The following is a 17,393-nucleotide window of genomic DNA, read 5'->3' as shown; positions in this document are numbered from 1 at the left end:
GCTTTTCTAAACTCAAGCAGTTCAGAAGGGTCGCGACGCGCTTCGAGAAAACCGCCGAAAACTACCTCGCCGTCGTCACTATCGCGGCGACAATGCTATGGATCAGATAACTGTCCACACGACCTAGCCCTTGCCGGGGTGGAGTCACGGTTCTCGACCCGTCCTGCGGACCCCCGTAAACGGGGCGAGGGGAGGTGCCGAATGCAGTGTCGAGGGTAAGGAAAGCCGGTGCGGCATATCCCTTCGCCCCGCCTACGGGGCGGGCGGCGCTCACTCAGAACGACACTTTTCTACTGCTCTGTGAACGCCGGCTCTTTTTAATCGAAGAGGCTGGAGACGGATTCTTCCTGGCTCGTCCGGCTGATGGCTTCGCCGATTAGCGGAGCAGTCGTCACAACGCGGATATTATGGGCAGACTGCACGGCCGTCGTTGGCTGGATCGAGTCGGTGATGACAAGTTCACGCAGCTTGGACGAGGTGACGCGGGTGACGGCGCCGCCGGACAGCACGCCGTGGGTGATATAGGCCGTGACGCTAGAGGCGCCCTGGGCAAGCAGCGCATCGGCCGCATTGCAGAGCGTGCCGCCGGAATCGACGATATCGTCGATCAGCAGGCAGTCCCTGCCGGTGACGTCGCCGATGATGTTCATGACTTCGGATTCACCCGGCCGGTCGCGACGCTTGTCGACGATCGACAGAAGACAGTCCAGTCGCTTGGCAAGCGCACGGGCGCGAACGACGCCGCCGACGTCAGGCGAGACGACCATGACGTTGCTCAGGTCATAGTGGCTCTTGATGTCGCGCGTCAGGACCGGCAGCGCATATAGATTGTCCGTCGGAATGTCGAAAAAGCCCTGGATCTGACCGGCGTGGAGATCGAGCGTCATGACGCGGTCGGCGCCGGCTTCGGTGATCAGGTTCGAGACGAGCTTGGCTGAGATCGGGGTGCGGCCGGAGGCGCGGCGGTCCTGGCGGGCATAGCCGAAATAGGGGAGCACGGCCGTGATGCGGCGGGCTGACGAACGACGCATGGCGTCGATCATGATCAGCAGTTCCATCAGATGGTCGTTGGCAGGGTAGGACGTCGGCTGTACGAGGAAAACGTCCTCGCCGCGGACGTTTTCCTGAATTTCGACGAAGATTTCCTGATCGGCAAACCTTCGGACGCTGGCTTTCCCCAAGGGAACGTTGAGATAGTTGCAGATCGCTTCGGCGAGTTGCCGGTTCGAATTGCCTGCGAAAACCTTCATGTTGGTCCGCCTGTTATGCGCTGATAGCCGCGCTTTTTAGTCAGCTTCCCCGTGAATGCAAGGGCAAAGGCGCCACAGGCTTTGATATTTGCAAAAAGTTTGTGACTAACCGCCCCGCGCCTGCCGCCAGGAGGTGAATTCCGCGATGGTTTTCGAGGCGATCTGCTGCATTACCGAAGCCGGAACGCCCGCCCAGGGGTCGGCCGCGGCTGTCGGCACGCTTTCCTGCCCCTGGATGCGGTGCAGGCGGGCGCCGCCGCCGTCGAGAATGTCCCAGACATAGACCACGGTGACCTTGCCGTCGTCGCTGAAGGCGGAGAGATAGCCTTTGAGGATATAGTCGCTGCTCGTATCGTTCGAACTCTTGATGGAAAGGCCATGCGCCCGCGCCTCGGCGCCGAGCTGGCGCGAGAGCGGCGTTACAGCCTGCACCGGCGCGCCGATGATCGGCAGGAAACGCACGGTATTGCCGCGGGCGGAAGAGGCGCCGGGCGTGAGGGCGGCGGTCTGCTGCGGCTGCGCGTCAAGAGTCTGGCTGGTCTGCGCCTGAGACCTGGCACCGGTGGCGGCCGGTGCCAGCGCTTGTCCTTCGATCGGGGCGGAGGCGGCGGGCGAGGCTCCGCTCTTCGACAGGGCGTCTGCCTGCTCCTGCATCGTTGTCGGCGGGGCGCCGCTGCCGGACCGATAGGCTCCCTGCGATTGATTATAGGCCGGATGATAGCCATTCGGCTGCGAGCCCGCGGCGAAAACCGGTTGACGCGTGCCCGCCAAACCTTCGGCCTCACGCTGGCTCACGGGGCTTGACGGCGGGGCTCCGGAGGAATCGCCGATGCCGACCTGCGGCGTCAGCGCGTCGGTGGTATTGCAGGCGGTGAGCAGGGCCATGACGAACAGGAGCGTGGGCACAGTCGCAGCTCGCGTCATCCGGTGATCCGTCCTTCCCACAATCGCATCAGCCCGCCCGAATTTATGGGGGCGGGGATGGTCCTCTGTCAATTCCGGATTCTCATCCGTCAATCCCGGGCTTCAAAGGCCGATAAAATCGAGCGGATGACGAGACAGTGCGCGCGGCGCATCCGCTGTCGTCAGATAGGTCTGTCCGAGCGTCATCGCGGTCCCGGTATCGGAATCGGCGATGATCATGTGCACGAAGAGCGACATGTTTGGCTCGATCGGCTGCGGATTGCCGACATGGAACATCTGATGCTCCATCCAGGACGGAGAGAAGCGGGCTCCGAGCGAATAACCGCAGGCATTCAGCCGGTGGCGGGTGAGGCCGCGCTCGTCCATGATCCTGGCATGCATATCGAAGACGTCGCCGAAGGTGTAGCCGGGCTTCAGCACGGTCTCGATCGCTTCGATGGTTTCTCGGCAGGCATTGTAGATTTCGCGATGGCGTTGCATCGGCTCGCCGATGACGATCGTGCGCATCATGGCGGCATGATAATGCGCGTAGGTGCCGGCCCATTCGAGCGTCAGCTGGTCATTGGCGTCGAGCTTGCGGCGGCCGGCCTTGTAGCGGCAGAGCAGCGCGTCGGCCGCCGAACCGATGATGAACTCGTTGGCGGGATAGTCGCCGCCGCCGGAAAAAACCGCTCCCTGCATGGCGGCGAGGATGTCGGCTTCGTCAGCGCCCGGTTTCGTCAGCCGGATTGCGGCGTCGAGCGCGTCGTCGGCGAGCGCGGCGGCCCGTTCGACATAGGCGATCTCGGTCGGGCTCTTGATCAGGCGAAGACGGCTGACGAGATAGGAGGCATCGACGATCTGGCCGAAAGTGGTCAGCTGCGCGTCGAGCAGGCGGGCGACGCGGCCGGTCATGCCGTGCGTATCATATTCGACGCCGATGCGGGTGCCGAGCAGATCCATCTCGATCAGCAGGTTCTTCAGGTCGAGCGTCGGATCGGCATTGACCCGGTCGACCCAGATATGGATGTCGTCGAGGACCGAGGTATGCTTGGCCTGGCGAAGATCGGCCGAACGGGTGATTAGCGCCATGGTGCCGTCGCTCTTGACGATCAGCGTCTGGAAGAAGCAGTAGCCGAAAGTGTCGTAGCCGGTCAGCCAGTACATGCTTTCCTGGGCGAAGAGCAGCAGGGCGTCGAGCTTTTCTTCCTTCATCTTCTCGGTGAGGCGTGCAAGTCGGCTTGCGAACTCGGCCTTTTCGAAGTGCAGTGCCATTCTGCTCAAGTCTCCCTGATTGATATCGCTGAAATCTGGCGGCCGTAGTCCGGCTCCTTGCGATGTGTCGTCCGGCGATAGGAAAAGAAGCGCTCGCTGTCCGGATAGGTGCAGAGGCCGAGGCTTTCGGCTCGCACGCCGGCCTGGGTCAACCGTTCGATGGTCAGTGCCGGCAGGTCGAACATGGCGTGGCGGGGCGTCGCGGAGGGTATGAAGAAGCGTTCGTAGTCCGGATTTTCGGTGATGAAGCGGTCGACGAATTCCGGGCCGACCTCATAACTTGCCTGACTGATCGAGGGACCGAGGCAGGCGACGATGCTGTCGCGGTTCGCTCCCAGCGCCTCCATGGCGGCGATGGTATTTTCGAGCACGCCGGTCAGCGCACCCTTCCAGCCGGCATGGGCGGCGCCGATGACGCGATTTTCGGGGTCGGCGAAGAGGATCGGGCCGCAATCGGCGGCGAGCACACCGAGCACAATGCCGCGGGCTGCCGTCACCAGCGCATCAGCGTCGGGACGGGAGCCGTCATGGTCAGCGCCAACCGTGACGACATCGGGGGAATGCACCTGGTGCACGGTTGCCAGCCGCTCGATCGGCAGGTCGAACCAGGCGGCGACGCGACGGCGGTTCTCCATGACTTTTTGCCGTTCGTCGCTGGAGCCGAGGCCGACATTGAGGCCGCGATAGATCCCTTCGGAAACGCCGCCGCTCCGGGTGAAATAACCATGGCGGATGGCGCCGCCCGTCGCATCGTTCAGCAGCGCGCTTTCGATCGGTGCTGGAGAGGCCGCGTCCTGCATCTGTGATTCCGGGCTTTTTCGAGAGGTTTGTTATTGTCCCGAGCGCATCGCATCTGCGGCGCGCTTCAAGTTGCTGTTTCGCGCGGATGTTGGCTCAGCCGCGTGCGCCCTGTCAATCCACCGGACGAAAGGGCATGAGATCTACGGCCGGATGCGAGACGGCCATCGCCTTGAACAGTTCTCCCATCCGGCCTTCACCGGCGCCGGCAAGCCTGTCGACGGCCGTCTGGATGACCTGCTGGGTCTGCGGTTCGCGATCGCGGCCGAGTGCGGCGGCGCGCTCGAGGATGCCGAGGCCGGTCAGAAAGTCGCCCTGATGCAGGGCGCCGTTCAGATGCAGGCCGGCTGCCAGCGCCGTTTCGGCAAGCTGCTGGAAATCGACGTGGCTCGTCAGATCGGCTTCGCCGGGATGGGCAAGCGGCGGGTCGAATTCATGCATGCGCACTGCCTGCAGCGTATCGCCGAACCCGGTGACGAGATGGCCGTAGTCGATGACCAGCGCCGTGCCGCCGAAGGCGCGCAGCCGCTCGCAGATCGCCATCATCACGGCCTGCCGGGCGGGCGAGATCTCGAAAAGCGTGCCGAGCGGCAGGTTCTGCACCGGTTCGGGCAGCAGAGCCGGATCGAGGCCGGCGACGCCGGCGGCGAAGGTCAACTCACCGTCGGCGTCGAGCCCGACCATGCGCTCGCGAAAACCTGTCTGCGTGCGGATGAACTGGCGGATCGGGATCGCGTCGAACAATTCATTGGCGGCGATCAGGGTGAAGCCGGCCGGGACTTCGTCGAAGCCGTCGTGCCAGGCGATTTTTTCGCCGTAGTCTTCGAGCGTCTGCTTCTGGACGTCGCGCAGGCGCTCGCTGGTTTCGACAAGATGCACGGTCATGGTGTCGAAAAGCGGTGGGGCGATGCGCGAGATGACGCGCAGCATGTCTGATATCATCGTGCCGCGGCCAGGCCCGATCTCGACGAGGCGCACATCCGCCGGCGTGCCGTGGCGCTGCCAGGCATGGACGATGAAGACGCCGATCATTTCGCCGAAGATCTGGCTGATCTCCGGAGCGGTGACGAAGTCGCCGGAGCGGCCGAAGGGCTCGCGGGTGCGGTAATAGCCATGTTCGGGATCGGCCAGGCAGAGCGAGAAATAATCGGTGACGCTGATCGGACCGTTGGCCTGGATGATCGCCTTGATTTTTTCGCCGAGGGCGGTGCTCATCTCGTTTATCCGCCGTGTCAGAGCTGCAGCGCAGCCTGGCGGCGGGCGCGCAGCATCGCCCAGAGGCCGAGCAGAATCATCGGCGAGGAGAGAACCATGCCCATGGTCAGCCAGTTGGTGCCGAGGAGGTAACCGAGCTGGGAGTCGGGCTCGCGGAAGAATTCAACGAAGATGCGTGAAAGCGCATAGCCGCAGACGAAGACGCCGGAGATGAAGCCCGGGCTTTTCAGTACGCGCATGCCGTAGACGAGGGCGGCGAGCACCAGAAGCAGGACGATACCTTCGAGGCCGGCCTCGTAGAGCTGGCTCGGGTGGCGGGCGAAAGGACCGCCGGTCGGGAAAACCACGGCCCAAGGCACGTCGGTCAAGCGGCCCCAGAGCTCGCCATTGATGAAATTGGCGATGCGGCCGAAGAACAGGCCGAAGGGAACGACCGTGGCGACGATGTCGAACAGGCTCCAGACCGGAATTGCGTGGCGGCGGGCAAAGAGGATCATGGCAACCGTCGTGCCGGCCAGGCCGCCATGGAACGACATGCCGCCGTTCCAGATCTGAACCGCACGAACGGGATCATGCAGGACGGCTGTGAGATCATAGAAGAAGATATAGCCGAGGCGACCGCCGAGGACGACGCCGAGGGCTGCCCAGACGATGAAATCGTCGAGCTGCACTCTCGATATCGGCGACGCGTTGCCGGGCCAGAGACTGTCATTGGCGGCGATCCGGCGCGCATAGGCCCAGCCGAGCAGAATGCCGGCGACATAGGCGAGACCGTACCAGTGAATCGCCAGCGGACCGATCGAAAAGGCGATCGGATCGATGTCCGGGAAAGGCATGATGGCAAGGAGATCGGCGGCTATCGGCAAGGTTTTCCCATCCGTTGAAGTCGGCGGAACATGCCGCTGCGATCCCGGACGGTCAAGTCCATTGTTCGTGATCTCGCTTCCGCAACCCGGCCCGGCGACGACTATGCCGTGCAAAGCGCTTGCATCCCTGGTGGCGAAGCCCTACCTCAATCTTCGAGGCCCTGAAGGGCCGAATTCACCGCATCCGAAGGGAGAAAAACGCCATGACGACCGGAACGAACCGCATCATGGATGAGTTCGCCAAGCTGATGACCGACGCGGCAGGTGCTGCCCAGGGAGTCCGCAAGGAGATCGAGACGGCTTTCAACGCCCAGGCCGAGCGTTGGCTGAACAGCATGGACGTCGTCAAGCGCGAGGAATTCGAGGCCGTGCGCGAGATGGCGATCAAGGCACGCGACGAAAACGAGGCGCTTGCCGCCCGCATCGCGGCTTTGGAAGCGAAGCTTGCCGGCGAGGGTCACTGATATCCCGGTACGGTGCAGACGCGGCGTTGCCTTCATGTCACACGTCGCGTCTGTCACAAAAAAATCCAGGTGAGTTTTCCACCTGTGGACACTGCCAAAAAAGCCAATTCGCAGAGTCGCTTATTCTCCCTTCTGAATTGAGTTTCGAAGAGCTTTCCACAACGGCCCGTCCGTATTTTCCTCTGAGGGGGCTGGCAGGTGGCAAGGGTCATTATAGACTGATTTTAAATGATGATTCGAAGCGACTTGGTAAGCTCCGGGCAGGTTATCTGCGTTAAGTCTGGCAGCGGTTCAACGATCATCCAGTGGTAGTTTCCGGTATTTGCGTGTGTCTTTCTTGTGTTCGTACACGAAGTTAGGTCGCATTCATTCCGGTCAAGAAGGTGCTGCATGAACCTGATGGAATTGGAAGTCGAGCGTCAGTCGAACCCGGTCGATATGATCGAGTACGTGGCCTCCAACAATGACTGGTCGTTCGAACGGTCCGGCGAGGACGAGATCGCGATGACGGTCGAGGGGCGCTGGGCGGACTATCATGTCTCCTTCTCCTGGATGGAGGAATTCGAGGCGCTGCATCTTGGCTGCGCATTCGATATCAAAGTCCCCGACATCAGGGTCAACGAGGTGGTCAAGCTGCTCTCGGCGATCAATGGGCAGGTGCTGATGGGGCATTTCGACCTCTGGCGCCAGGAAGACGTCGTCATCTTCAGGCAGTCGCTGCTGCTTGCCGGCGGCGCCGAGCCCACCAACCGCCAAGTGGAAGTGCTGCTTTCCAGCGCGCTCGACACCTGCGAGGCCTATTTCCAGGCTTTCCAGTTCGTCGTTTGGTCCGGCATGGATGCGGCCAAGGCAATGGAAGCGGTGCTGTTCGAAACGGTCGGCGAGGCATAAGATGCCAGCCAAGGCTTTCTCCGCGAAACATCCCGTCGTTCTGATCGGGGCCGGCAACATGGGCGGAGCGATGCTCTCCGGCTGGTTGAAGAGCGGCGTTCCGGGCTCGGCCGTCATCGTCGTCGATCCCGGCCCGTCACCGGCGATGCTGGCGACGATCGGCGAGGCGGGAGCGACCCATCTCGCGGCCGTTCCGGCAGCGTTGAAGGCAGGCGTATTGTTCCTTGCGGTGAAGCCGCAAGTGATGGAGGGGGTGTTGCCGGCGGTGAAAAGCGCTGTCGGGCCGGAGACGGTCGTCGTCTCGGTCGCTGCCGGCAAGACGCTCGGTTTTCTCGAAAAGCATCTCGGGAAAGCCGCCATGGTGCGGGCCATGCCGAACACGCCGGCCATGGTTGGCCGCGGCGTCACCGGGGCCTATGCCAATTCAGCGGTCAGCGATCAGCAGCGTGAGCGCGTCCATTCCCTTCTGCGCGTCTCCGGCCCGGTCGAATGGGTGCCTGGGGAAGCCGATATCGATGCCGTGACGGCGCTTTCCGGCAGTGGGCCGGCCTATGTCTTCTATCTCGTCGAATGTATGGCGGAAGCGGGCCGGAAGCTCGGCCTGCAGGCGGACCTCGCCATGCGTCTTGCGCGGGAAACTGTCGCGGGGGCTGGTGAACTTTTGCACCAGTCCCCCGACGATGCCTCGCGGCTGCGGCAGAATGTGACTTCTCCCGGCGGAACGACGGCGGCAGCACTCGCGGTGCTGATGGCCGAAAACGGCATGCAGCCTTTGTTCGACGCGGCACTCGCGGCAGCGCGCAAGCGGGCCGAGGAACTGGCCGGCTGAGAGACACCCATGGCCGAAGAGATCACCTACGCCGATTTCGATCGTGTCGACATCCGTGTCGGCACGATCGTCGAGGCCAGTCCCTTTCCGGAAGCGCGCAAGCCGGCGTTCAAGCTGGCCATCGACTTCGGCCCTGACATCGGCATAAAAAAATCATCGGCGCAGATCACCGTGCATTATACGCCGGAAAGCCTGGTCGGCCGGCAGGTGCTTGGCGTTGTCAACTTCCCGCCACGCCAAATCGGGCCGTTCCGCTCGGAAGTGCTGACGCTGGGCTTCGAGGATGAGAACGGCGCGATCGTGCTCGCCGCGGTCGAACAGCCGGTGCCGAACGGCCAGAAGATGATGTGAGCCTGAGCTCACATCCTTTCATCGGGCATTTCGCTTGATTTTCCCGCATCCGAGCCGTCACGCGCTCTGATCTCCTGCAGGAACGGATTGCTGCGCCGTTCGTCGCCGATGCGGCTGCCAGGGCCGTGGCCGCAGATGAAGCCGACCTCGTCGCCGAGCGGCAGGACCTTGTCGCGGATCGAATCCAACAGCTGCTGATGATTGCCGCCCGGCAGATCTGTACGGCCGATCGAGCCGTTGAAGAGCACGTCGCCGAGATGGGCGAAGTTCTGGGCGCGGTTGAAATAGATGACATGGCCGGGTGCATGGCCGGGTGCATGATAGACCTCAAACTCGTGGGCGCCGAAGGAAACCTTGTCGCCATCCTTCAGCCAACGATCGGGCAGGACGTTGCGCAATCCTGATATGCCGTAGTTCGCCGCCTGGGTTTCGATGCGCTCTAACAGTGGCAGGTCGTCTTGGTGCGGGCCGACAATGTCGACGCCGAGGGCTTCCTTCAACTCTTTGGCGCCGCCGGCATGGTCGAGGTGGCCGTGCGTCAGCCAGATTTCCTTGATGGTCAGGCCGCTTTTCTCGATCGCCTGGAGAATGAGCGGCACGTCGCCACCCGGATCGACGACGACGCCTTCCTGGGTGTCGGGATCGAAGAAGACCGTGCAGTTCTGCTGAAAAGGTGTCACCGGAATGATGCCGGCCTGGAGCATGCCCATAAGTGCCTCGCTTGGTGTCTCGGGTGCTCAGGTATAGTTCGAAACGGTGGCAAGGACAGCCGGAATCTGCCGCTCTCACGATCTGTTTCACGGCAAAAACACCGACTGCAACACAAATTAATAGGGCTTTCCGCCATCCAAATGCAGCGGCAGAATCAATCTTTGCCCTGTTTTTTCAAATATTTGCGCGTGGCTCTCTGGAGCCGCCGATTTGTCGGATGCAACGCGGGGGAACATCGTGCAACGCCGCGCGTTGTCCGGCCATCGAAACCAAGGAGACGCTCACATGACCTTGAAGAGAAACATCCTACTGGCTGGAGCCGTGCTCCTGGCGACCGACGGTCTGGCGCAGGCGGAGATGGTGGCGACCACGGTCAACGACCTCAACGTCCGCGCAGGTCCGGGTCCGCAATATCCGGCAGTCGGCCTTGCCACCCGCGGCTCGACCGCAGTGCTCGATGGCTGTATCGAAGGCAGCCGCTGGTGCCGTGTCGACGTCAACGGCATACGCGGCTGGGTCTACGCCGATTATCTGCAAATGGAGTATGGCGGCACCCAGGTGATCGTCGAGCAGCATCGCGCCGAAATCGGCGTTCCCGTCGTCACTTACGAGTCGACCGCCAGCGTCGTCCCGGCTGACCCGCAGCCGGCGCCGGGCGACGAACTGATCGGCCCGGTCGGGGCTGTCGAGACCATCACTCCGCCGGAGACGGTGCGCACCTATATCGAAACCAATCCGACTGAGACGGTGCGGCTCGGCGGCGATGTCGTCGTCGGTGCGGAGGTGCCGGCTGATGTCACCTTCCAGACCATCCCCGACTATGAATACCGCTATACCAGGATCAACGACCGTCCCGTGCTGGTCGATCCCGGCACGCGCCGGATCGTCTATGTCTATCAATGATATGATCGATCAAAGCTGAAGCGAGGCGGCCCGCGGGCCGCCTTTCGTTCGATAACGCCTCGCGCCCTGGCGGTTTGGTGTCTCTCCGCCATAATCCCGCATGGCTAAAGCACTCGCTTAAATCAGGAAGGCTCCTCCGGCAGGATCGCGCGTGCAATCACTTCGACGCCGCGGCGCTTGGCAAGTTCGACGACGGGGCCAGCACGTAGATCTTTGCGCCCTTCCAGGCGACCAATTCGCCGTTGCGCCATGTCACCGTCCAGCTGGTCAAGAAGCAACAGAAGCCGTCGTTGAACCTCCTCCGGCGCTTCAAGCGCCATGCCTGTTGATTGTTGTCCCCATTACGTTTTATCCACAGACGCAGGGGGAAATTGCGCGGTGCGCCGGCGTGCCGATGGGTCTTGGTTTCAAGGAAATGCCAAGGATATAAAATCCGTGCGGGGCTAGGCTCCCGCAGAAGCCGGTAGCGACGTAAATAGTCAACAAAAATGACCTATCCCCGCGAAAACGTCCCGCAGTGCGGGGAAGAGAAAGGAAAGCCGAGTGTCACGACAGACCGGTCCGAAAGCGGGCAAACCGGAGCCGCTGGCCACGCCGATGGAAGATACCGAGACGATCGATTTCGAGATCATCGAGCTGTTCTTCTTTGCTTATCGCGACTTCGTTTCCGATCCCGACGCCATCCTCGAAAAGAGCGGTTTCGGCCGGGCGCATCATCGTGTCGTGCATTTCGTCAACCGCAATCCGGGCATGACGGTGGCCGATCTTCTCGACACGCTGAAGATCACCAAGCAGAGTCTTGCAAGGGTGCTGAAACAGCTGATCGATTCGGGCTATATTCGCCAGGTGGCCGGACCTGAGGACCGGCGACAGCGCAAGCTTTATCCAACGAAATCGGGGCGCGAGCTGGCGCTTGCGCTTGCAGAGCCGCAATCGCGCCGCATTGAGCGGGCATTCGAAGGAGCCTCTGCGCAGGTGCGGGAGGGCGTGAAGGCCTTCCTCGGGGGCATGCGGGACAGAAAGAAGGCGGATTGAATGGCGGTCAAAACAGGTATTTCCGATGATGCGGCGCATCTGCTGGTGGTCGACGACGACTCCCGCATCCGCGCGCTGCTCAATCGTTATCTTGCGGAGAACGGTTTTCGCGTCACCGTCGCGGCCGACGGCGCCGAGGCGCAGCGCAAGCTTGCGGGTCTCGATTTCGATCTCATCATCATGGACGTGATGATGCCTGGTGAATCCGGCATCGACGTCACCCGTGGGCTTCGCGCCATCAAGAACGTGCCGATCATCATGCTGACGGCGCTGGCGGAATCGGGCAACCGCATCGAGGGCCTCGAGGCCGGCGCTGACGACTATCTCTCCAAGCCCTTCGATCCGCGCGAGCTGGTGCTGCGCATCAACAACATCCTGCGCCGCAACGCCGGGGGTGAGGGGCTGAAAATCGAACAGGTCATGTTCGGGCCCTATACTTTCTCCTTGACCCGCAAGGAGCTGAAGAAGTCCAGCGAGGTGATCCGGCTCACCGATCGCGAGCAGGAAATCATGCTGCTCTTTGCGCGGCGCGCCGGTGACACGATCCCCCGCCACGAACTGATCGGCAACGACACCGAGGTCGGGGAGCGAACGATTGACGTGCAGATCAACCGGCTCAGGCGCAAGATCGAAGAGGATCCGGCCAACCCCGTCTGGCTGCAGACAGTGCGAGGGATAGGATACAGGCTGAGCATCGACTAAAGCGCCGCGACCTTTCAGATTCGCTTGTCGCGCTTTAGATCTTTGTTTTTGCGCGTGTCGCAAAACCGCTGCACAGTTTTGCGCGACATGCTTTAGTTTGAGGAAGCGGAACATGATGCCGATAATGGTATACACTTTCCGGCACCATGCTCTGAAAGACCAGGACCGACGCTGATGGCGACAATCGACAGCTTGCGGCGGGAAGACCGCGCTCCTGCTGCGGGCTGGCGCTGGATCGGCCGCTGGCTGCGGCGCCGATTGCCGACCGGACTTTACGCACGCTCGCTGCTGATCATCATCATCCCGATGGTGCTCCTGCAATCCGTCGTCGCCGCCGTGTTCATGGAGCGCCACTGGCAGATGGTGACGGAGCGGCTGTCGCTCGCCGTCACCCGCGACATCGCCGCGATTATCGAGATCGTCGAGACCTATCCGCAGAATTCGGACTATGGCGAGATTATCCGGATTGCGCGTGACCAGCTCAACCTGCAGATATCGATCGAGCCCGACGGAGACCTGCCGCCGCCGCGGAACAAGCCGTTCTTCTCGATCCTTGACGGCATCCTCAGCGACGAAATCACCGACGAGATTCGCCGGCCCTTCTGGATCGATACGGTCGGCAACTCGAATCTGGTCGAGATCCGCATCAAGCTGGAAAACAAGATCCTCAGGGTGCTGGCGAAACGCAGTCAGACCTATGCCTCGAACACCCATATCTTCATCGTCTGGATGGTCGGCACGTCGCTGGTGCTGATCGGCATCTCGATCCTGTTCCTCAGGGGACAGATACGCCCGATCCTGATGTTGGCGCGGGCGGCCGAAAGCTTCGGCAAGGGGCAGAAGCCCGATAATTTCTATCCGCGCGGCGCCGACGAGGTCCGCCGCGCCGGCCTTGCCTTCATTCTGATGCGCGAGCGCATCGAGCGGCAGATCGAGCAGCGCACGGCGATGCTCTCCGGCGTCAGCCACGATTTGCGCACCATCCTCACCCGCTTCAAACTGCAACTGGCGCTCGCCGGCGACAATCCCGATCTGCATGGTCTGAACGATGACGTCAATGATATGCAGACGATGCTGGAGGCTTATATGGCCTTCGCGCGCGGCGAGGTCGAAGAGGATGTCGGCGAACTGAAGCTCAGCGAGATCTTCGCCAAACTCGAATCCGATTTCGCCCTGCACGGCAAGACATTCGCCTATTCGATCGAAGGCGACGACGAGATATCGGTTAGGCCGAACGCCTTCATGCGCCTTGTCACCAACCTGGCCTCGAACGCGCGCCGTTATGCCAACAGGCTCGACATCGAAGCCAAACACAACGCCAAATGGCTGACTGTTATCTTCGACGATGACGGACCGGGCATTCCGGAGAAGAACCGCGAGGACGTGTTCAAACCGTTCTTCCGGCTGGATGCGGCGCGCAATCTCGATGCGTCAGGGACCGGACTCGGTCTGGCCATCGCCCGTGACATTGCCCGCAGCCACGGCGGCAACGTCACGCTCGGCGACAGCCCGCTCGGCGGCTTGAGGGCGACCATCCGCATTCCCGCTTAAACGTTTGTTGCAGTGAGCTTAACGGCGTTGCGCGCATCGAAATCGCCGAGGCGCTCGACGATCCATCGCCAGAGCGTTGCGACCTGCATGAGGAGGTCACGGCCGAGCGGCGTCAATTCGTATTCGACGCGCGGTGGTACCTCGGGATAGAGGGTACGAATTATGAGGCCGTCGCTTTCGAGGGTGCGCAGCGTCTGCGTCAGCACTTTCTGACTGATGCCCTCGACTCGCTCCAGCAGACGCGAGAAACGTAATGGCGAGCCGGCATCGGAGAGCACGTGCAGGATGCGCAGTGGCCATTTCGCCGCCGCCCGCTCGATCAAGGCGCGTGCTCGCGCATCCTGTTCATCCGTCATGTCACTGCAGAAATCGAATGTGTCGCAAGCCACCTTTGTTACCTCGAGGTGCGTATGGATCGTGTTGGTGCCTTCTTTCGATTGGAAACGATAGAACATACATGGGCAAGGAACCAATGAAGAAGAGGTTTCCGATGTCGAAGGTTTGGTTGATTACGGGGAGTTCGCGCGGTCTCGGCCGGGCGCTGGCGGAGGCAGTCCTGGCCGCCGGCGACAATCTGGTGGCGACGGCACGCAATCCCGCCCAACTTGCCGATCTTTCCGAGCGCTATGGCGGGCAGGTGTTGACGCTGGCGCTTGACGTGACGAACGAGGCCGCAGCGGCTGCAACCGTCGAGGCAGCCGTCAAGAGGTTCGGCCGTATCGACGTGCTCGTCAACAATGCCGGCTATGGCAACGTCGGCTCGATCGAGGATACCAGCCTTGCCGATTTCCGCGCCCAGATCGAGACCAACCTGTTCGGCACGATCATCATGAGCAAGGCGGTGATCGCCTTGATGCGGGGGCAGGGGGCGGGCCATATCATTCAGTTCTCCTCCGTCGGCGGGCGTATCGGGCCTGCCGGCCGCGGCGCTTATTCAGCGGCAAAATTCGGCGTCGAGGGTTTCTCCGAAGTGCTGGCGAAGGAGGTTTCGCCATTCGGCGTCAGGGTGACGATGGTCGAACCCGGCGGCTTCAGGACGGATTTCGCCGGCGCTTCGACGGTGCTTGCCGAGGGTCGGGCGGAATATGCGGAAACGGTCGGCGCCACGGTGCGCTTTCAGCGCGAGTATGAGGGTCGTCAGCCCGGCGATCCTGCCAAAGCGGCTGCGGTCATTATCCACATTGCCGGTCTCGACGAGCCGCCGTTCCGGCTGTTGCTCGGCAGCGATGCGGTACGCAACGTCGAGAAGGCGGATGCCGCGCGCATCGCAGCCGACCGGGAATGGCGCGCCGTCAGCGTCTCGACCGATTTCGAGCCTGATGCCGAGGTGGGAGCGATGCCTTGGGAGAAGAAGGCCGGGTGAAGGGGGTCCAAAAGCAAAAGCGCCGCTGAGAAGCGGCGCTTTGTACCAGAGAAGTCGAGCGTTCAGCCGGCGGTGCAGAAGTGGCTGCGGCCGTCATAACCGATATAGGTGCCCGTGCGCGGATCGAACGAGCGGTAGCGATAGGAGCAGTAACGCTGCCATTGCGGCGACCAGGGCTCCACCGCCGTGCGGGCCGGCGCATAGTATCGTGGCTGCTCGACATATCGCGGCTCTTCGACATATACGCGGCGGGGGGCGCGATAGACCGGTGCCGGCTCATAATAATCCGGTTCGTAGGCCGGGTCGATATAACGGCGCTCTTCGTACACGGGGCCGTTATTGGCATTGGCGATGGCGGAGCCGACGATCAGGCCGGTCGCAAGACCGACCGCACCGCCGACAAGCGCATCGTTGCCGCCGTGGCGGCGCCAATGGCGATCGCGAGCAGATGCCTCGCCGATGGCGGAGAGGGTAAGTGCGGCGGCCGTTGCCGTCAGCAGGAGAGTTTTTGCGAGCCTGTTCATCAGCAGAGTGTCCTAATCCCGGGAACCGAACCGGTCCCTTTCTCGATAATGCTAGTCCTACTGTTGGCTAGCTGAACGAAGGCTGAATGACAAAACCCGGCATTGCTGCCGGGCTTCAACTCGAAATTCGACAGCCTTGTTAAGGGTTCAGCCCGCAATCTGCAGATTGACGGCCTTGGGGCCCTTGCCGCGGCGATCCGGCTCCGTGTCGAAGCTTACCTTCTGGTTTTCCGTCAGACCGGCCAGCCCGGAGGCCTGGACGGCAGAAATGTGAACGAAGATATCGGCGCCGCCCCGGTCCGGCTTGATGAAGCCGAAGCCTTTGTCGGTATTGAAGAATTTTACAGTGCCAGTCTCGGCCATGCGTCAGGTCCTTTTCTCTCTGCCCGCCATCCACACGGGCAGCATCATAGCTTTGCCTCCTTGCGGGAGGTGTTGGCAGGCAATTCTTGAAATGTGAGAAAAAGGTCCCCTCTACCTCGGCCTGCCCCAGACAGGACTTTCGCCTGCCTTTTTGGAACCGGCTGACCGGAATATTAGCGTTTCCGGCGCGCAAATACTTAAGGACTTCCCATGCTCGCAAAATGCCCGAACGAGGCGAGAGTGCGGCGTTTCCGGGATTTTGGCAAGCAAAAGTTTTTTAACGTGTCGTTCAGGGCACACTCCCGCCAACAGCCTGTTTGCACAAAAACGCAAAATTTCCTTCGCCGGAGGGGCATGATTAATGCTTTATATCGTCCGCAATATAAATTTCGAGCAGATTTTGCCAAAAATGCAACGTGAACGCGTCTTTCCGGTTGGGCGAAATTTTTTTCGGATTGCCTATCCACCCATATTTGGACGCGTGTTCAAGCGGCCCGCAGGCCCCGGCGGGTGAAGCTCGGCACGAGTTCGACCACAAGCATAGCGATAAACATTAGCGCGCAACCTGTATAGCCGGTCGCCGACATCGACTCACCGAGCAGCAGCGCTGCCAGCGATGCGCCGAAGAGAGCTTCGGAAGAGAGAAAGATCGCCGCCTGTGAGGGCGTCGTGTAGCGCTGGCCGATCACCTGCAGCACGAAGGCCAGGCCGGAGGAGAAGATGCCGACATAGAGGATCTGCGGGGCTGCGGCCCATATGGCGGGAAGGCTGATCGGTTCGACGGCTGCGGCAATGATGAGTGCGCATACCGCGGTGACGGCGAATTGCGTGGCGGAAAGCGCGAGCGGCCTTGCGGTCTCGGAAACCGTCGTGCCGGCAAGAGTGATCTGGATCGACCAGAAGACGGCGCAGACGACGGTCAGCAAATCGCCTGACGTCAGCGCCGAGAGATGACCGCCGGACAGGAGATAAATGCCCGCGACAGCCATCAGGGCGCCCGGCCAGATGATCCAATGCGGGGCACGGCGCAGGAAGAGCACGGCGATCAGCGGCACGAAGACGACATAGAGACCGGTGATGAAGCTGGAATTCGTCACCGTCGTCGTCTGCAGTCCTACCTGTTGCGTGGCGGCGCCGCCGAAAAGGGCAAGGCCGGTCAGCATGTAGAGTCCCGCATGCCGCTTGCTTGTCTTCGCCTTGGCCTTGCGCGCTTCGAAAAGGACGAAAGGCAGCACGGCAAATGTGGCGACGGCAAAACGCAGGCCGATGAACCAGAAGGGTCCGATCGCCTTCATCGCCGTCGACTGCGCGACGAAGCCGCCGCCCCAGATGGCGGCTGCAAGCAATAGGAGGAGATTCGCCTGAACGCGCGTCATGTCGTCCTCGAAGGGGGAAGGGG

Annotated in this window: 21 protein-coding genes and 1 pseudogene; 10 read left to right on the top strand and 12 right to left on the bottom strand. The window is 61.8% G+C overall.

What is annotated here, in order from left to right; genetic code table 11:
- Positions 1-110: pseudogene (locus EFR00_RS25570) on the top strand (IS5/IS1182 family transposase); the annotation flags it as partial.
- A gap of 207 nt (positions 111-317) precedes the next feature.
- Here the strand turns inward: EFR00_RS25570 and EFR00_RS25565 are convergent.
- From EFR00_RS25565 to lgt, 6 genes are all read right to left on the bottom strand, one after another.
- Entirely contained in the window at positions 318-1,250 is a 933-nt protein-coding gene (locus EFR00_RS25565; RefSeq protein ID WP_009997192.1) for a ribose-phosphate pyrophosphokinase, read from the bottom strand.
- A 105-nt stretch (positions 1,251-1,355) separates the two neighbouring features.
- Positions 1,356-2,174: a hypothetical protein gene (locus EFR00_RS25560; protein WP_009997191.1), complete on the bottom strand. Its 819-nt coding sequence runs from the start codon at positions 2,172-2,174 to the stop codon at positions 1,356-1,358.
- Positions 2,175-2,276: 102 nt separating this feature from the next.
- Positions 2,277-3,428 (bottom strand): M24 family metallopeptidase, encoded by a 1,152-nt coding sequence (locus tag EFR00_RS25555; protein ID WP_009997190.1) that lies wholly within the window; start codon positions 3,426-3,428, stop codon positions 2,277-2,279.
- Between the two features lie 5 nt (positions 3,429-3,433).
- On the bottom strand, positions 3,434-4,228 hold the full coding sequence (gene pgeF / locus EFR00_RS25550; RefSeq protein ID WP_009997189.1) for a peptidoglycan editing factor PgeF: 795 nt from the start codon (positions 4,226-4,228) through the stop codon (positions 3,434-3,436).
- A gap of 112 nt (positions 4,229-4,340) precedes the next feature.
- Positions 4,341-5,441: a class I SAM-dependent methyltransferase gene (locus tag EFR00_RS25545; protein WP_009997188.1), complete on the bottom strand. Its 1,101-nt coding sequence runs from the start codon at positions 5,439-5,441 to the stop codon at positions 4,341-4,343.
- 17 nt (positions 5,442-5,458) lie between these two features.
- A complete protein-coding gene (gene lgt / locus EFR00_RS25540; RefSeq protein ID WP_077991720.1) occupies positions 5,459-6,307 on the bottom strand; it encodes a prolipoprotein diacylglyceryl transferase in 849 nt (282 codons plus the stop codon).
- Positions 6,308-6,510: 203 nt separating this feature from the next.
- On the opposite strand from lgt, the gene EFR00_RS25535 reads away from it, so the two are divergent.
- From EFR00_RS25535 to EFR00_RS25520, 4 genes are all read left to right on the top strand, one after another.
- A complete protein-coding gene (locus EFR00_RS25535; RefSeq protein WP_009997186.1) occupies positions 6,511-6,771 on the top strand; it encodes an accessory factor UbiK family protein in 261 nt (86 codons plus the stop codon).
- A gap of 390 nt (positions 6,772-7,161) precedes the next feature.
- Positions 7,162-7,662, top strand: coding sequence for a type III secretion system chaperone family protein (locus EFR00_RS25530; protein WP_004680153.1), 501 nt, complete (start codon positions 7,162-7,164; stop codon positions 7,660-7,662).
- Between the two features lies 1 nt (position 7,663).
- The gene (gene proC / locus EFR00_RS25525; protein WP_009997185.1) at positions 7,664-8,491 is read left to right on the top strand and encodes a pyrroline-5-carboxylate reductase; all 828 of its coding nucleotides are present in this window, start codon (positions 7,664-7,666) and stop codon (positions 8,489-8,491) included.
- Between the two features lie 9 nt (positions 8,492-8,500).
- Positions 8,501-8,842 carry a tRNA-binding protein gene (locus EFR00_RS25520; RefSeq protein WP_009997183.1) on the top strand — a complete coding sequence of 114 codons (342 nt, stop codon included), beginning with the start codon at positions 8,501-8,503 and terminating at the stop codon, positions 8,840-8,842.
- Between the two features lie 8 nt (positions 8,843-8,850).
- On the opposite strand, the gene EFR00_RS25515 is transcribed toward EFR00_RS25520, so the two are convergent.
- Positions 8,851-9,552: an MBL fold metallo-hydrolase gene (locus tag EFR00_RS25515; RefSeq protein WP_077991722.1), complete on the bottom strand. Its 702-nt coding sequence runs from the start codon at positions 9,550-9,552 to the stop codon at positions 8,851-8,853.
- A gap of 286 nt (positions 9,553-9,838) precedes the next feature.
- Between EFR00_RS25515 and EFR00_RS25510 the strand changes: the two genes are divergently transcribed.
- The gene (locus tag EFR00_RS25510; RefSeq protein WP_077991724.1) at positions 9,839-10,456 is read left to right on the top strand and encodes a DUF1236 domain-containing protein; all 618 of its coding nucleotides are present in this window, start codon (positions 9,839-9,841) and stop codon (positions 10,454-10,456) included.
- 122 nt (positions 10,457-10,578) lie between these two features.
- On the opposite strand, the gene EFR00_RS25505 is transcribed toward EFR00_RS25510, so the two are convergent.
- The gene (locus EFR00_RS25505) at positions 10,579-10,776 is read right to left on the bottom strand and encodes a hypothetical protein (protein WP_077991726.1); all 198 of its coding nucleotides are present in this window, start codon (positions 10,774-10,776) and stop codon (positions 10,579-10,581) included.
- A 223-nt stretch (positions 10,777-10,999) separates the two neighbouring features.
- Here EFR00_RS25505 and EFR00_RS25500 point away from each other — a divergent pair, with 223 nt between their 5' ends.
- The 3 genes from EFR00_RS25500 to EFR00_RS25490 all read left to right on the top strand — a co-directional run bounded on the left by EFR00_RS25500 (position 11,000) and on the right by EFR00_RS25490 (position 13,744).
- Entirely contained in the window at positions 11,000-11,491 is a 492-nt protein-coding gene (locus EFR00_RS25500) for a MarR family winged helix-turn-helix transcriptional regulator (protein WP_009989765.1), read from the top strand.
- On the top strand, positions 11,492-12,193 hold the full coding sequence (locus EFR00_RS25495; RefSeq protein ID WP_038690340.1) for a response regulator: 702 nt from the start codon (positions 11,492-11,494) through the stop codon (positions 12,191-12,193).
- 174 nt (positions 12,194-12,367) lie between these two features.
- Positions 12,368-13,744, top strand: coding sequence for an ATP-binding protein (locus tag EFR00_RS25490; protein ID WP_009993233.1), 1,377 nt, complete (start codon positions 12,368-12,370; stop codon positions 13,742-13,744).
- Here EFR00_RS25490 and EFR00_RS25485 read toward each other — a convergent pair.
- The gene (locus EFR00_RS25485; RefSeq protein WP_077991728.1) at positions 13,741-14,199 is read right to left on the bottom strand and encodes a winged helix-turn-helix transcriptional regulator; all 459 of its coding nucleotides are present in this window, start codon (positions 14,197-14,199) and stop codon (positions 13,741-13,743) included. The two genes, EFR00_RS25490 and EFR00_RS25485, sit on opposite strands and share 4 nt — an antisense overlap.
- Positions 14,200-14,234: 35 nt before the next feature.
- Here EFR00_RS25485 and EFR00_RS25480 point away from each other — a divergent pair, with 35 nt between their 5' ends.
- Positions 14,235-15,107 (top strand): oxidoreductase, encoded by an 873-nt coding sequence (locus EFR00_RS25480; RefSeq protein ID WP_077991935.1) that lies wholly within the window; start codon positions 14,235-14,237, stop codon positions 15,105-15,107.
- A gap of 62 nt (positions 15,108-15,169) precedes the next feature.
- On the opposite strand, the gene EFR00_RS25475 is transcribed toward EFR00_RS25480, so the two are convergent.
- The 3 genes from EFR00_RS25475 to EFR00_RS25465 form a co-directional block, all read right to left on the bottom strand.
- The gene (locus EFR00_RS25475) at positions 15,170-15,631 is read right to left on the bottom strand and encodes a BA14K family protein (protein ID WP_009997151.1); all 462 of its coding nucleotides are present in this window, start codon (positions 15,629-15,631) and stop codon (positions 15,170-15,172) included.
- A gap of 147 nt (positions 15,632-15,778) precedes the next feature.
- Complete coding sequence (locus EFR00_RS25470; protein WP_003561293.1) at positions 15,779-15,994, bottom strand: cold-shock protein; 216 nt, start codon at positions 15,992-15,994, stop codon at positions 15,779-15,781.
- Between the two features lie 485 nt (positions 15,995-16,479).
- Positions 16,480-17,370, bottom strand: coding sequence for a DMT family transporter (locus EFR00_RS25465; protein WP_077991731.1), 891 nt, complete (start codon positions 17,368-17,370; stop codon positions 16,480-16,482).
- Positions 17,371-17,393: the final 23 nt, after the last annotated feature.

The sequence above is a fragment of the Rhizobium sophoriradicis genome, assembly GCF_003939025.1.
GTDB classification, from domain to species: domain Bacteria; phylum Pseudomonadota; class Alphaproteobacteria; order Rhizobiales; family Rhizobiaceae; genus Rhizobium; species Rhizobium sophoriradicis.
The sequence above is the reverse complement of the archived record's forward strand: the minus strand, read 5'-3'. Positions and strand labels throughout refer to the sequence as shown.